13 protein-coding genes are annotated in these 14,296 nt (G+C 62.3%); 10 read left to right on the plus strand and 3 right to left on the minus strand.

Translation table 11 applies throughout. From position 1 onward, the window contains the following. Window positions 1–21: 21 nt before the first annotated feature. Entirely contained in the window at window positions 22–1,080 is a 1,059-nt protein-coding gene (locus tag BQ8794_RS21360) for an aminopeptidase (protein WP_077380657.1), read from the minus strand. 275 nt (window positions 1,081–1,355) lie between these two features. On the opposite strand from BQ8794_RS21360, the gene BQ8794_RS21365 reads away from it, so the two are divergent. Continuing rightward, on the plus strand, window positions 1,356–2,015 hold the full coding sequence (locus BQ8794_RS21365) for a L,D-transpeptidase (protein ID WP_077380658.1): 660 nt from the start codon (window positions 1,356–1,358) through the stop codon (window positions 2,013–2,015). Between the two features lie 10 nt (window positions 2,016–2,025). After that, complete coding sequence (locus tag BQ8794_RS21370) at window positions 2,026–2,538, plus strand: OmpA family protein (protein WP_077380659.1); 513 nt, start codon at window positions 2,026–2,028, stop codon at window positions 2,536–2,538. Between the two features lie 134 nt (window positions 2,539–2,672). Here BQ8794_RS21370 and BQ8794_RS21375 read toward each other — a convergent pair whose 3' ends face one another. Continuing rightward, window positions 2,673–4,397: a hypothetical protein gene (locus BQ8794_RS21375; protein WP_143744643.1), complete on the minus strand. Its 1,725-nt coding sequence runs from the start codon at window positions 4,395–4,397 to the stop codon at window positions 2,673–2,675. A 208-nt stretch (window positions 4,398–4,605) separates the two neighbouring features. Next, window positions 4,606–5,649, minus strand: coding sequence for a LacI family transcriptional regulator (locus tag BQ8794_RS21380; RefSeq protein WP_077380661.1), 1,044 nt, complete (start codon window positions 5,647–5,649; stop codon window positions 4,606–4,608). A 400-nt stretch (window positions 5,650–6,049) separates the two neighbouring features. Between BQ8794_RS21380 and BQ8794_RS21385 the strand changes: the two genes are divergently transcribed. The 8 genes from BQ8794_RS21385 (at window position 6,050) to BQ8794_RS21420 (ending at window position 14,061) form a co-directional block, all read left to right on the plus strand. Then, on the plus strand, window positions 6,050–7,282 hold the full coding sequence (locus BQ8794_RS21385; RefSeq protein ID WP_077380662.1) for an ABC transporter substrate-binding protein: 1,233 nt from the start codon (window positions 6,050–6,052) through the stop codon (window positions 7,280–7,282). Window positions 7,283–7,398: 116 nt separating this feature from the next. Next, window positions 7,399–8,292, plus strand: coding sequence for a carbohydrate ABC transporter permease (locus BQ8794_RS21390; protein WP_077380663.1), 894 nt, complete (start codon window positions 7,399–7,401; stop codon window positions 8,290–8,292). Then, window positions 8,285–9,220, plus strand: coding sequence for a carbohydrate ABC transporter permease (locus BQ8794_RS21395; RefSeq protein ID WP_077380664.1), 936 nt, complete (start codon window positions 8,285–8,287; stop codon window positions 9,218–9,220). Before BQ8794_RS21390 ends, BQ8794_RS21395 begins: the two co-directional genes overlap by 8 nt. Before the next feature lie 2 nt (window positions 9,221–9,222). Continuing rightward, window positions 9,223–10,320 (plus strand): ABC transporter ATP-binding protein, encoded by a 1,098-nt coding sequence (locus tag BQ8794_RS21400; protein WP_077380682.1) that lies wholly within the window; start codon window positions 9,223–9,225, stop codon window positions 10,318–10,320. 52 nt (window positions 10,321–10,372) lie between these two features. After that, window positions 10,373–11,119 carry a sugar phosphate isomerase/epimerase family protein gene (locus BQ8794_RS21405; protein WP_077380665.1) on the plus strand — a complete coding sequence of 249 codons (747 nt, stop codon included), beginning with the start codon at window positions 10,373–10,375 and terminating at the stop codon, window positions 11,117–11,119. 12 nt (window positions 11,120–11,131) lie between these two features. Further along, window positions 11,132–12,274, plus strand: coding sequence for a Gfo/Idh/MocA family protein (locus BQ8794_RS21410; protein ID WP_077380666.1), 1,143 nt, complete (start codon window positions 11,132–11,134; stop codon window positions 12,272–12,274). Between the two features lie 151 nt (window positions 12,275–12,425). Beyond that, the gene (gene mgrA, locus BQ8794_RS21415; RefSeq protein WP_077380667.1) at window positions 12,426–13,472 is read left to right on the plus strand and encodes an L-glyceraldehyde 3-phosphate reductase; all 1,047 of its coding nucleotides are present in this window, start codon (window positions 12,426–12,428) and stop codon (window positions 13,470–13,472) included. A 184-nt stretch (window positions 13,473–13,656) separates the two neighbouring features. Then, window positions 13,657–14,061, plus strand: coding sequence for a Fur family transcriptional regulator (locus BQ8794_RS21420; RefSeq protein WP_023797411.1), 405 nt, complete (start codon window positions 13,657–13,659; stop codon window positions 14,059–14,061). Window positions 14,062–14,296 lie beyond the last annotated feature (235 nt).

A 14,296-nucleotide genomic window follows, 5' to 3' on the forward strand; every position in this document is an offset into this window, starting at 1 on the left:
TGGCCTTCGGATTTGACCGGCTCAATCGCATGAATCTGCTGCTTTGAGCGCTTCGGCGCGGTCAGCCTTGTCTAACGCGCCGATCCGTCGAACCAACGCGTAGAACCTTGGATAGTCGCCCGAACACAAATCGAACAAGCGGAGAAACGTCGCCACCCGATCGCCGTAGACGGAAGTCGCGGCGAGCTTCGCGTTGTTAATCGGAGAATCGAACCATACATCGTATCCCCGGTATCCACGCCAGCGACTGACGCGCATCTCGCGGTAGCGCATCCGCAGCCGTTCGATCGCGGCTGTCTTTGCGGCCCGCTTCTGCTCAGAGGTAGCGCTGTCGTCATAGACCTGCCTTAGCTCGTCTCGGGTCTGCGACACCAGCGCAAGAAATTGAGCTCTGCGCCTCCGGTCGGCTTCGTAACGGCGCAAACCGGCAGTATCCCCATTCGCGCGCAGCCACTTTCTCACACCGGTTGTTTCGACGGCGACGGCGAACGCTTCGTTGAACGCGGAATCGTCCTGTACGTAGACGCGCTGGTGGGCCAGCTCATGGAACACCAGCCCTGCAAGACCCGCTTCATCTTGGCTGAGCATGGTGCTTAGCAGCGGGTCACTTGACCAGCCAAGCGTGGAATATGCAGTGATGCCCGTCACATAGACGTCCAGGCCCTGTCTCTGAAGTTCGACAGCGGTTTCAATCGCGGACCTTTTGGAGAAGTATCCTCGGTACGGAACGCATCCGAACACCGGAAAGCACCATGTTCGTGGCGTCAGCGAGAATTCCGGCGCGGCGAAGATGGCCCATGTCACCGCGTCCCGACCAACGTTGACATAGCTGCGGTAGCTATTGTTGTCCGGCAGCGCTAGTTCATCTATCGCAAACTGTCGGATGGCGCTCGCCGATTCCATTCGAGCGCGTAATGTCCCAGGGATCGAAGGATCGTCGATCAGCTCGTCGACATCCTGGCGCGCCGCCATGATCTCCACGTGACCCTTCAAGGATTGTGCGTAGTAGGAAACGCTGGTGCAACCTGACACGCCGGACACCACAATCATCGCAGCAACCGAACGAAAAAAAGCATGCATCACGGTTTGCCCACGGCATTGCTCACACGTCCGGATAGGGCAAATGTCGCAACTCCGCCCGGTCCCAAACAGTCGCGCCAATTTGGTTAAGGTCCTGGATGGGGTTTAGGTTAGACCTTCGTCCTCGCAAAGACTGTCACAATTCGGTCACTCACCGCCAAATTGCCGAATGTGCGGACACGGCGGACTGAAGCAACGCAGCATTTTCCACTTTGAGGCGAAGTAATTCTCAACTATGGTCCGCCAGGCTTTTGGCATGGGGGGGAATATTGCCGATGGTTTTATCACGCAGGGGTGTCGTGCTCGGCGGCCTGGCGCTGGTCGCGGTGGGTGCAACCAGCAATATTGCTCAAGCCGCGGCGGCAAAATCCTTTTTCGCCGGTACCGCCAGCGACAACAATTTTGTCTATCGCAAGACCAACTTCGCCAAGATCGACAAGAGATGGCATCGCCAGATCGTCAAGTATTTCAGCAGCGAACCGGTCGGCACCGTCGTGGTCGATACCCGCCACCACTTCCTCTACGTCATCATGGAAAACAAGACCGCCATCCGCTACGGCGTCGGCGTCGGCAAGGACGGCTTCAAATGGTACGGCCGCGCGACGATCGACCGCCGCGCGCTGTGGCCGCAATGGGTCCCGCCCCCCGAAATGCGTAAGCGCAAGCCGGACCTACCGCACATGGTCGCAGGCGGCGCGTCCAACAATCCGCTCGGGCCGCGCGCGCTCTATCTGCACCGCAACGGCGCCGACACCGGCTACCGCCTGCATGGCACGCTCGAGCCATGGAGCATCGGCACCGACGCTTCCAGCGGCTGCATCCGCATGTTCCCGGAAGACATCATCGACCTCTACCAGCGCTGCCCGATCGGCACCGCGGTGCAGGTCCTGCCGCACATCGCCGACCAGGCGCCCGCTTCCACCACTGTCGAATGATTGGCGCCTCATGAACCGCATGATTGCAAACACGCGCCGGCTGCTCGCCGCCGGCCTGCTGGTGCTGGCCGCATCGTGCTCGACCAGCAACACGCTGGCCCCTTCGACGCCCGACATCACCAACACCGAGGTCGCCGGCTTCCAGAACGTGCAGCCGGGCAGCGAGGAGGATTTTATCCTCAATGTCGGCCGCCGCACCTATTTCACGCAAGGTTCGGCTGCGCTCGATTCTGTCGCCAAGGCCACCCTCGACACCCAGATCGCCTGGTTAGCAAAGCATCCGCGCTGGCTGCTCAAGCTGCAGGGTTTCGCCGACGATCCCGGCGCAAGTGAAACGGCGCTGTCGCAGCAGCGCGCCGATGCGGTGATGGATTACCTCGCCGCCGGCGGCATAGACCGCAACCGCATGTGGGCCAAGGGCTACGGCAAGGACAGGCTCGTCCGCGACTGCCCCGACACCGCCTGCAGGTCGCAGAACCGCCGCGTTGTGTCTAATTTGCGCGATGAGAGGGACGAGACGTAGGGGCTGCTGTTCTGCTTGTGATCGACACTGAAAACGATCCGGACATTCAGACCGCGCGGCACCCGAACGGGCCAGCCTATCATCCATCCTGTCGCCGGCTCTGCCCCCAAAGATTCTTCGTCCCGTTTCGGCGATCAATCCCGGCGCGGGTCGTAAGGCTTGGCGGCCCGTTGAGCGACGCGCTCGCGGTACCTCGCGTCGGTTCCACTTCGGTTTTCCGGCTTGGTAAGCGTTTCGACAGGCTTCGCGAGGACGACCAGCAGCGTGTCCCATTCTTCCTGGCCGAGCGTCTTGTAGCGGTACTCCAGACCCGGCGAAGCCAGGAGTTGCTCGATCTCAGGCCGCGCGAAAGAGGCCGCGGGGCCAATGCGGCGAAAGCCGCTTCGCACGGCATCGGTAGCCGCGGTCAGGTCGCTGAAGCCATACTTGCCCGGATCGTAGACGGAGTACTCGCGCAGCAGCCGCAACAGGTCGGGCACGGCATCGACGCCGCGGTCGCCCTGGCGCTTGATCAGGCCGGTGGCAAAGCGGCTGACCGCCGGATCTGCGAGAATCGCGCGCTCTTCCGGCAGAGGATCGGCGTATGCACCTACAGGGAGGCCGGCCAGGGCATTGATCCAGTGGCGCGCCTCCTTCTTGTCGGTGGCGGCGAGGTAGCGGCGGGCGGCGAGCCGCCGCAGATCGGCAGAGTCGCCATCGACCTGTTTGATGATCGCCCACAGCCCGTCTGAGGATCGCACCCGCGGGTCCTCCAAGATGCGAACCAGCAGACGCCGGTCGCTCTCGCCGAGCGGCTGGTCGTTCGCGCGGAACGAGTCCATCCATTGATTGGCGAGCGCGAACACGGGATCGCTCACCGGCTTACGCGGATCGTCGAGCGCTCTGGCAAGTTCCTCGCGCGTTCTCGTTTTCGTCGTTTCCATATTCACGCCGCGCGAAACGCTGGTGTGGTCGAGTAGCAGCCGGTTAACCGGAACCTCGGCATACATCGTTCCGTCACCGAGCCGCCGACGCTCCCAGCCGAACCGGAAGTTCTCGATCCCGCCCGAAGTCCCGATCAGCAACGGCGCCGCCGGGGCAAAGATCGACAGGATCGACTGCCGCAGCAGCACCTGTTCACCGGCGTCGGTGATGGTGAGCGCCTTGCGGTGGGGTGCGGAGGGTTCGAGCGACCAATCCACCCGTCCCGATCGGGGCTTGGCATCGGGCACAGCAGGGCCATCCTCGATCGCGATGGTGAAGCCGGGTTCGGGGGCGTCGTCGCTTTGCAGCAGCGCCTTGCCCTCTGACATCATCAGGTTCCATTCGGCTTCCAGCGCGCGCTGAGGGGCGAGCGGATCGGAGGCATTGTAGCGCCGCTCTTCCAGCAGGCCATGCCCGATGACGGTGCTTCGTTTGCCGGGCGTCGAGTCCGGTACGATGCGATAGGTATTGGAATGACCGCGAAGGGTCCGGACGCGGACCGAAGTTACGCCCGGGGTCTTGAGCAAGGCCGCGCACAATGCATCGCAACGGCCCTCGAACGGGCGGGCGAGGAGAATGTCGCCCTCGAGCGCAATCGGTGCGCTCGCCTGAATGTCCGGCTCCTCCAGGCTGGCCAGCATGCCCCTCGCCCAGGTGAGGCCTGGCTGGGGGATGGTCCAGAACAGTGCCAGCGTCGCGGCGCCCGATATGACGTTCAGAGGAACCCCTGAAAGGAAACGTCCGAGCAGCAAGCGGAACAGCGCGAAGGCGACGCCATACATGAAGGCCGTTGGCATCGACGCGAGGATGAGCCCCGGGATGATCAGGAAACTGCCGATGATGACCAGCCATGGCATTGTCAGCGCCGCGAACGCGCCGACGCCGGTGATGATCAAGTAAGTCTTCAACCACATGCGCGGAACCTTACCGCGCAGGATTCAAAAAAATGATAAAGCTACTGTTTTCGGGCCGGTGCCGTCTTTCGGGATCCGCCCGTGACGAATCTCGTTACGCTCACCTCAAAAAGCTGTCGATCGTCCGCCTTTGGGGACTTTCGTACGCCGGCTGGAGCGGGATGCCCTGTTCAACTTGAACGTATCCGCTCTAGTCGGGACGGCGATAGGCCAGAACCTCGGTCGGCATGCTCAGGCTCTGCAACGAGCCAGGTGCCGCGCCGCCGATCCAGCCCAGCACCGAGCGGGCGAGCTCGGCGCCGGCCAGCCGGAAGTTCTCGTTGACGACCAGCAATTCCCTGCGGAACAGGTGCAGCAGGTCGGACGACTGCTTGGACACCACGTCGACATCCCGGCCGAGCCTGAGGCCGGCATCCTCGATGCCGGCGACTATGGCGAGTGTCGCGGCAGCGGCACTGCTGACGAAACCGTCCGGCCTGACGTCGCGGCGCATCAGCTGCGCGGTCCTCATCCTGATCTGCTCGATCGAATGGTCGACCGAAACGGTGTTGAACGGGATCTCGCTGGCGCCGACCTCGCTCAGCGCATCGGTGAAGCCGTTCAGCGTATGACTGTGGTAGGTCAGCTCGGCTGGAGGCGCCAGCAGAGCCAGCCTGCGGCGGCCGATGCCGGCCAGGTGGCGCACAGCCTCGGTCGCGAACGCGTAGTTGTCGAAATCATGATAGGGGTGGATCAGCCCCATATCGGTGCGGCCATGCGTGGCGAAGGGAATGCCACGCTCGAGCATGTAACGGGCCCTGGGGTCATTCGGCTGGGTGCGCGAAATGATGACGCCGTCGGCGGAGCCGGTCTCCACGAGATAACGTATCGGGTCCAGGGGATCCTGCGAGCGTGAATAGGGCGTGACGATCAGGTGATAGGGTGTGTCGGCGATGACTTCCGAGACGCCGTAAATGATGTCCGAGACAAAGCTCATGATCTCGCGCTCGGTGTTGAGCACGAGGCTGATGACGTTGGTCTTGCCGGTCCGCAGGCGCACACCGGCACGGTTGGGGCGGTAACCGATCTGCCTGGCGACGAGCTGGACGCGTCGCCTGGTCTCGGCCCCGATCTCGGGCGCGTCCTTCAGCGCCCGCGACACGGTGGTGACGCCCAGCCCGGTCATGAAGGCAAGCGTCTTCAAAGTCGGCCGGCCCGAGCCCTCGTCGTCCTTTTCCGTCTGATCTCTGTCCATTCATCCCGCCCGTCAGGCGCATAGCAGTTGCCGTGCAGGTCGGCAACCGGCGGATCGCCCGCCTGATGAACACCCTATATACTGAAACGTTACAGATTGTCACTTGCCATCGCGCGGCGGCCAGTAAAAGCTGGTTTGCATGCGCGACGCTCCGTTCGACGCAAAGTCGTTGGGCGTCGGCAAAGACTTGCCTGCGGAACAAGGTTTTGCCGAATTTCATACATTGTGGCATCATTTTTGCAGTGCAGCCTGCCTTGCTGCAGTGCAGTAGGCGGACATTGCGCGGCGAGTTTGTTTGCGGCTCGAAAAAATGCCGAACTGCTCCTGTTCGGGGGTTGCGCGCCTCCAACAATTGCCTTATCGAAAATCTGTAACGTTTCAGATTCTGGGAGGAGCCGAAATGCGATACCAATTCATGACCGCTGCGTTGGCGGTGGCGCTGCCATTCGCCGGCCCGGCGGCAGCGACGGATCTGGAAGTCACCCATTGGTGGACTTCAGGCGGCGAGGCGGCGGCGGTCGCCGAATTCGCCAAGGCGTTCGACGCCACAGGCAATCATTGGGTCGACGGCGCTATCGCCGGCTCCGGCGGCACGGCGCGGCCGATCATGATCAGCCGCATCACTGGCGGCGACCCTATGGGCGCCACCCAGTTCAACCACGGAAGGCAAGCGGAAGAATTGGTGCAGGCCGGCCTGATGCGCGATTTGACCGAGCTCGCCACCAGGGACAAGTGGACGGAAATCGTGCAGCCGAAGAGCCTGCTCGACGGCTGTACCCTCGACGGCAAGATCTATTGCGTACCGGTCAACATCCACTCCTGGCAGTGGCTGTGGCTGTCGAACGCGGCCTTCGAAAAGGCCGGTGTGCCGGTGCCGAAGAATTGGAATGAATATGTTGCAGCAGCCCCTGCGCTGGAGAAGGCAGGCATCATACCGCTGGCGGTCGGCGGGCAGCCCTGGCAATCCTCGGGCGCCTTCGACGTGCTGCTTACGGCGGTCGGCGGTACGGACGCTTTCTTGAAGGTCTATCGCGACAAGGATGCCGAATTCGCCGCCGGGCCCGAGGTCGCCAAGGTGTTCAAGGCCGCGGACGATGCCCGCAAGATGGCGAAAAACACCAATGTGCAGGACTGGAACCAGGCCACCAATCTCGTCATTTCCGGCAAGGCCGGCGGCCAGATCATGGGCGACTGGGCGCAGGGCGAGTTTAGGGTTGCCGGGCAGACCGCCGGCAAGGACTATACCTGCCTTCCCGGCCTTGGCCTGAACGAGGTCATCGCCACCGGCGGCGATGCCTTCTACTTCCCGCTGCTGCAGGACGCTGAAAAGTCCAAGGCGCAGGAAGCGCTGGCCGAAACGCTGCTCGATCCCAAGACGCAAGTCGCCTTCAACCTCAAGAAGGGCTCGCTGCCGGTGCGCGGTGATATCGACCTCGAGGCGGCGAACGACTGCATGAAGAAAGGGCTCGACATCCTGGCCAAGGGCAGCGTCATGCCCTGGACGGACCAGCTGCTGTCGCAAGACACCCAAAAGCAGAAGGAGGACCTTTTCTCCGAGTTCTTCGCCAAGCCGGACATGACCGTGGAAGAGGCGCAAAAACGCTTCGCCGACATCGTCGCCTCAGCGGACTGACTTTTCGACGAACCGCTCGCTCCCGGCCTGCGACTGCGGGGCCGGGAGCTCCGGGTCAAGGCCCTGACCCTTGGCCCTGACCCTTTGGCCTTACCCGATCCAGCCCGGCTGTGCAGATGAGCAAGAGCGAACGCCCCAACCAACTCTTCCGCAACCTTAACGCCAAGGTCGCCTCTATTCCGATGGTCCTCACCGCAGTGGTGATCTTCGTCGGCGGCAGCGCGTGGACGGTGCTCTATTCCTTCACCAATTCAAAACTGCTGCCGCGGCTGAACTTCGTCGGGCTCGACCAGTATTATCGGCTGTGGTCGACGCCGCGCTGGCTGGTCTCGATCGAGAACCTGCTGGTCTACGGCGTGCTGTCGCTGGTGTTCTCCTTGGTCATCGGCTTCATACTGGCGGCGCTGCTCGACCAGAAGATCCGCTTCGAGGACACGTTCCGCACCATCTTCCTCTACCCGTTCGCGCTCTCCTTCATCGTCACCGGCCTTGTCTGGCAGTGGCTGCTCAACCCGGAGTTCGGAATCCAGGGGGTGGTGCGCGGCCTCGGCTGGGAAAGCTTCAACTTCGATCCGCTCTACAATTCCGACATCGTCATCTACGGCATCCTGATCGCCGCGCTCTGGCAAGGCACCGGATTGATCATGTGCCTGATGCTGGCGGGCCTGCGCGGCATCGACGAGGATATCTGGAAGGCCGCGCGGGTGGATGGGATACCCACCCTGAAGACCTATCTGTTCATCATCATCCCGATGATGCGACCGGTCTTCATCACCGCGCTGGTCATCATCGCCGCCGGCATCGTCAAGGTCTACGACCTGGTCGTCGCCCAGACCAGCGGCGGTCCCGGCATCGCCTCCGAAGTGCCGGCAAAGTACGTCTACGACTACATGTTCTTCGCCCAGAATCTCGGCCAGGGTTTCGCCGCCTCGACCATGATGCTGCTGTCGGTGGTGGTCGTCATCGTTCCCTGGGCCTATCTCGAATTCGGAGGCAAGAAGCGTGGCTGACCTTGCCGTTTCCCTGCCTGCCGGCAAGGGCTCCATCGGGCTTGAGGCATCCGGGCCGCGAGGGCCGAAGCCGCGGCATGTGTTCTCGCGCCGCAACATCTTCCTCTACGGCACACTCATCGTGGTGGCGCTGTATTATCTGCTGCCGCTCTATGTGATGGTGGTGACATCGCTCAAGGGCATGCCCGAGATACGCCTCGGCAACATTTTTTCACCGCCGCTGGAGATCACCTTCGACCCTTGGGTGAAGGCCTGGTCCAGCGCCTGCACCGGCCTCAACTGCGACGGGCTGTCGCGCGGCTTCTGGAATTCGGTGCGCATCACCGTTCCGTCGGTCGTCCTGTCGATCGCCATCGCTTCGGTGAACGGCTACGCGCTTGCCAACTGGCGCTTCAAGGGCGCCGATACTTTCTTCGTGATCCTGATCGTCGGCGCCTTCATCCCCTATCAGGTGATGATCTATCCGATCGTCATCATCCTGCGCGAGATCGGCCTCTATGGCAGCCTGAGCGGCCTGGTGATCGTCCATTCCATTTTCGGCATGCCGATCCTGACGCTGTTGTTCCGCAACTATTTCACTTCGATGCCGGAGGAACTGTTCCGGGCGGCGCGCGTCGACGGCGCCGGCTTCTGGGGCATTTATTTCCGCATCATGCTGCCGATGTCGCTGCCGATCTTCGTCGTCGCCATCATCCTGCAGGTGACCGGCATCTGGAACGACTTCCTGTTCGGCGTCGTCTACACCCGCCCCGACACCTATCCGATGACGGTGCAGCTCAACAACATCGTCAACTCGGTGCAAGGCGTGAAGGAATACAACGTCAACATGGCCGCCACCATCCTGACCGGCCTGGTACCGCTTGTCGTCTACTTCGTTTCCGGCAAGCTTTTCGTGCGTGGCATCGCCGCCGGCGCGGTGAAAGGATGATGATGACAAGACTCGAAAATCCCAGCGTTTCAATCCAGGACCTGTCGCTGAATTTCGGCGCAATCTCGGTGCTGGAAACGCTCAACATCGATGTCGCCGAGGGCGAGTTCATCGTGCTGCTCGGGCCGTCCGGCTGCGGCAAGTCGACCTTGCTCAACTGCATCGCCGGCCTGCTCGACGTTTCGGACGGCCGCATCTTCATCAAGGGCAAGAACGTCACCTGGGAAGAACCCAAGGACCGTGGCATCGGCATGGTGTTCCAGTCCTATGCGCTCTACCCGCAGATGACGGTGGAGAAGAACCTGTCCTTCGGGCTGCGCGTCGCCGGTATTCCCAGGGACGAGATCGCCAAGCGCATCGCGCGGGCCGCCGAGATCCTGCAGATCGAGCCGCTGCTGCAGCGCAAGCCGTCGGCGCTTTCGGGCGGCCAGCGCCAGCGTGTGGCGATCGGGCGGGCGCTGGTGCGTGACGTCGACGTCTTCCTGTTCGACGAGCCGCTTTCCAATCTCGACGCCAAGCTGCGCGCCGAACTGCGCGTCGAAATCAAACTGCTGCACAGCAAGCTGCAGAACACGATGATCTATGTCACCCACGACCAGATCGAGGCGATGACGCTGGCCGACCGCATCGCGGTGATGAAGGGCGGCGTCATTCAGCAGCTCGACGCACCGCAGACCATCTACAATCGCCCGGTCAACCGTTTCGTCGCCGGCTTCCTCGGCTCGCCGGCGATGAATTTCCTCGACGGCAGGCTGGAGAAGGACGATGGCAACTGGCACTTCGTCGCTGAGGACGTGCGGATCCCGCTTGCCACCTACGCTTTCGAAAAGCAGCCGGTGCCGGGAGCGGCGGTGTTCGGTATCCGGCCCGAGCATGTCGCGTTCAACAGCGGCTCCGGATGGCCGTTCACAGCCACGGCAAATGTCGTGGTCGTCGAACCCATGGGGTCCGATACGCTGGTCTGGCTGAAGCTCGCAAATCAGAATTTCACCGTGCGGGTGACATCTGAGCGCACACCGAACAACGCCGACACCGTGAGCATCGGTTTTGATCCGATGCGCGCTTCGCTGTTCGACGCTGCCACCGGCACCCGCCTGTAACTCCCAGAATTTCACCTCAAGCAAATCCATCCCCAGAGAACGGACAGAGACGATGAATTGGTCATTCCAACTTTACAGCGCCCGCAACTTCCAGCCTTGGGCAGGGGTGCTCAAGATGCTGGGCGAACTCGGCTACGCGCAAGTCGAAGGGTTCGGCGGCGTCTATGACGATCCCAAGGCCTTTCGTGCCGAACTCGACAAGAACGGCCTCGCTATGCCGACCGGCCATTTCTCGATCGATGCGCTCGAGAACGATTTTGACGGCGTGCGCAAAATCGCCGACGCGCTCGGCATCACGCTGCTCATTTGCCCCTATCTGATCGCCGAGAGCAGGCCGACCGACGCCGCCGGCTGGCGCAGCTTCGGCGCACGCCTGGCCAAGGTCGGCGAGACGGCTGACAAAGCCGGCTACGGCTTTGCCTGGCACAACCATGATTTTGAGTTCAAGCAGCTTGCCGACGGTTCGGTGCCGCAGGACCATATCCTGGCGGCAGCGCCCGACATCGGCTGGGAGATGGACGTCGCCTGGGTGGTGCGCGGCGGCGGCGATCCGCTGCCCTGGATCGAGAAGTTTGGCAAACGCATCGCCGCCGTCCATGTCAAGGACATCGCCAAGCCAGGCGAGGGCCTCGACGAGGACGGCTGGTCGGATGTCGGCCACGGCACGATCGACTGGGCCGGTCTGATCCAGGCGCTGCGCGCCAAGAGCGCCGCCAAATACTACGTCATGGAACAGGACAACCCCAACGATATCGAGCGCTTCGCCCGCCGCTCGATCGCAGCCGCCAAGACCTATTAGGAGCAAATCAGCATGGCAAAAAAACTTGGGGTCGGCGTCATCGGCTGCGGCAACATCTCGAAGGCGTATTTTTCACTGGCGCCGCTGTTTCGCGGCATCGAGATGCGCGCCTGCGCGGATATCGACATGGATGCAGCCAAGGCGCGGGCGAAGGAGTTCAAGCTGCGTGCCGAGACAGTCGAAGGGCTGCTCAAGGCCGGCGATATCGACATCATCGTCAACCTCACCGTTCCGGCGGTGCACTATGAGGTGTCGAAACAGATCCTCGATGCCGGCAAGCACGTCTATTCGGAAAAGCCGTTCGTGCTGTCGGTCAAGGAAGGGCTCGACCTGAAGAAACTGGCGGAGAAAGACGGACTGCGCATCGGCTCGGCGCCCGACACTTTCCTCGGTGGCGCGCACCAGCTTGTCCGCAACCTGATCGACACAGGCAGACTCGGCAAGATCACCAGCGGCACATGCCATGTGATGAACCATGGGATGGAGCATTGGCACCCCAATCCGGACTTCTTCTTCCAGCCTGGCGCCGGGCCGGTGCTCGACATCGGACCCTACTATATCACCAACCTGATCCAGCTGATCGGGCCGGTGAAGCAGGTGGCGGCCTTCGCTTCGATCCCCTCGACGGAACGCACGATCTCGTCCAAGCCTCGCGCCGGCGAAAAAGTCCTGGTCGCCACGCCGACGACGATCCACGGCGTGATGGAGTTCGAGAATGGCGCCGTGGTGACGCTCAATACCAGCTGGGACGTGTGGAGCCATGGCCATGCGCCGATGGAACTTTACGGCGAGTTGGGCACGGTGTTCTTGCCGGACCCGAATTTCTTCGGCGGCGACGTTCGCTTCACCGATGCCGCCAAGCCGGTCAAGAAGCTGCCAAAGTGGAAGCATCCGTTCGGCGTGGCCAACCAGATGCATTCGCACGGCATGATGGCTAACTACCGCACCGCCGGTCTCGTGGACATGGCGCTGGCGATCGCGGAAGGCCGGCCGCATCGCTGTTCGATGGAACTGGCGCTGCATGCCGTCGATGTGATGACCGGCATGTTGCGGTCGGGCGCGAGCGGAAAGTTCGTTGCCATGCAGACCACCTGCGAACGGCCTGCGGCACTGGGCGTCAAGGATGCGGAAGGGCTGTTGGCGAAGAAGAAGTAGGCGGCGCGCTTCAGCGATTGCGACACGTTCTGTTTACCGTCGATCCCTCTCCCCATAGGAACGGCGAGAGGCTAAGGGTGAGAGGCAGAGCCGACTCACCCTTTTTCCGCGGTGGCAACTGCCGGGCTCGCTTTTGATTTGAGGATCTCCCATGCCCTATGTGCCCGCCGAAAACCGCTACGAGAACATGGTCTACAATCGCTGCGGGCGATCCGGCCTGAAATTGCCGGCGATCTCGCTCGGACTCTGGCACAATTTCGGTGACGACACGCCGCACCGGACCAAGCAGGCGATCGCGCGCAAGGCCTTCGATCTCGGCATCACGCATTTCGACCTCGCCAACAATTACGGCCCGCCGCCCGGTTCGGCGGAAACGGCTTTCGGCGAAATCCTGCGGACCGATTTCTCCTCCTATCGCGACGAGCTGATCATCTCGACCAAGGCCGGTTACGAGATGTGGGCCGGACCCTACGGCGAATGGGGCGGGCGCAAATATGTGCTGGCCAGCCTCGACCAGAGCCTGAAGCGGATGGGGCTCGACTATGTCGACATCTTTTATTCGCACCGCTTCGACCCTGATACTCCGCTGGAAGAAACGATGGGTGCGCTCGATCACGCGGTGCGCTCAGGCAAGGCGCTTTATGCCGGCATCTCCTCCTACAATTCGCAGCGCACGCGCGAGGCCGCCGACATTTTGAAGCAGCTCGGCACGCCTTGCGTCATCCATCAGCCGAGCTATTCGATGCTCAACCGCTGGGTCGAGGACGACGGTCTGCTCGACACGCTGGAGGGGCTCGGCGTCGGCTCGATCGTGTTCACGCCGCTGGCGCAAGGCATGCTGACCGACAAATATCTCGGCGGCATCCCTGAGGGCAGCCGCGCCAGCCAGGGCAAGTCGCTGCGGCCGGCCTTCATCAACGACAAGACCATCGCCAACATCAAGGCGCTGAACGCGATAGCCGGCCGACGCGGGCAGACGCTGGCGCAGATGGCGCTGGCCTGGGTGCTGCGCAAGGGCCGGGTGACCTCGGCGCTGATCGGCGCCAGCCGGCCGGAACAGGTCGAGGATTGCGTCGGCGCGCTGAAGGCGCGCGATTTCAGCGAGGCCGAGCTCGCCGAAATCGACACCTACGCGCGCGAGGCCGACATCAATCTGTGGGCCGCCTCCGCCGAGCGCAAGGGTCCACCGCGCAAGTGACAATCACTTCAGGTTTGCATCGATTGGCATAGCCAAACAATGCCTCGGAGTTGGCCGGCTTCTCAGCCATGCCGACACAGAAACAGTAGCAAAGAGGCCGGTTCGTCGCTATCTGGAGAGAACTGAAGCCGCTTGCATGCGGATATGACGTGCGAGCGGCGCAAAACGGGTTGGAAACAGGATCATGGCGGCAAGGGATGTGCTGACGAAGAACCAGTTGTGCGTGCTCGAGAAACTCGAGGCCGCCAGCGGGCCGCTCAGCGCCTATACATTGCTCGACCAGCTTCGCGATCGGGGTTTTCGCGCACCGCTGCAAGTCTATCGCGCGCTCGACACGCTGGTGAAGTCCGGCTTCGTGCACCGGCTCGAAAGCCTCAATTCCTTTGTCGCCTGCGCCGAGCCGCACGACCACAGCCATTCGATGACCGCCTTTGCCATTTGCGACACATGCGGGCAGGTGACCGAATTTTCCGACCATGATGTCGGACACCGGCTCGACGAATGGGTGCGCTCGACCGGCTTTGCCGCCAAGAAGGCGGTGATCGAGTTCCGCGGGACGTGTGCCAAATGCCTGGCCGAGGCGGCTTAAAGGCCTGTTGTGCCGCGACCTAGCGGTGGAAGCCGGAGGGACAGTACCCTGGACAGCGCCCCCCTCTGTCCTGCCGGACATCTCCCCCACACGGGGGGAGATCGGCCATTATCCCGGCTTTCGCTAATCTCCAACGGAGCAAGATGGTTGCAGCGCCGAAGCTGCCAATCTCCCCCACAAGGGCATATGCGCTAAGATAGTTTTGGCATGGACTGAAATTTGCGCTTTCGTGGTG

Source organism: Mesorhizobium prunaredense (genome assembly GCF_900156895.1).
Lineage (GTDB): Bacteria > Pseudomonadota > Alphaproteobacteria > Rhizobiales > Rhizobiaceae > Mesorhizobium > Mesorhizobium prunaredense.

Coding starts and splice junctions, on each gene's coding strand:
- BQ8794_RS21420 (WP_023797411.1), top strand. CDS start 13,657: ATGGCGGCAAGGGATGTGCTGACGAAGAACCAGTTGTGCGTGCTCGAG.
- BQ8794_RS21410 (WP_077380666.1), top strand. CDS start 11,132: ATGGCAAAAAAACTTGGGGTCGGCGTCATCGGCTGCGGCAACATCTCG.
- BQ8794_RS21370 (WP_077380659.1), top strand. CDS start 2,026: ATGAACCGCATGATTGCAAACACGCGCCGGCTGCTCGCCGCCGGCCTG.
- BQ8794_RS21380 (WP_077380661.1), bottom strand. CDS start 5,649: ATGGACAGAGATCAGACGGAAAAGGACGACGAGGGCTCGGGCCGGCCG.
- BQ8794_RS21360 (WP_077380657.1), bottom strand. CDS start 1,080: ATGCATGCTTTTTTTCGTTCGGTTGCTGCGATGATTGTGGTGTCCGGC.
- BQ8794_RS21405 (WP_077380665.1), top strand. CDS start 10,373: ATGAATTGGTCATTCCAACTTTACAGCGCCCGCAACTTCCAGCCTTGG.
- BQ8794_RS21390 (WP_077380663.1), top strand. CDS start 7,399: ATGAGCAAGAGCGAACGCCCCAACCAACTCTTCCGCAACCTTAACGCC.
- BQ8794_RS21365 (WP_077380658.1), top strand. CDS start 1,356: ATGGTTTTATCACGCAGGGGTGTCGTGCTCGGCGGCCTGGCGCTGGTC.
- BQ8794_RS21400 (WP_077380682.1), top strand. CDS start 9,223: ATGACAAGACTCGAAAATCCCAGCGTTTCAATCCAGGACCTGTCGCTG.
- BQ8794_RS21385 (WP_077380662.1), top strand. CDS start 6,050: ATGCGATACCAATTCATGACCGCTGCGTTGGCGGTGGCGCTGCCATTC.
- mgrA (WP_077380667.1), top strand. CDS start 12,426: ATGCCCTATGTGCCCGCCGAAAACCGCTACGAGAACATGGTCTACAAT.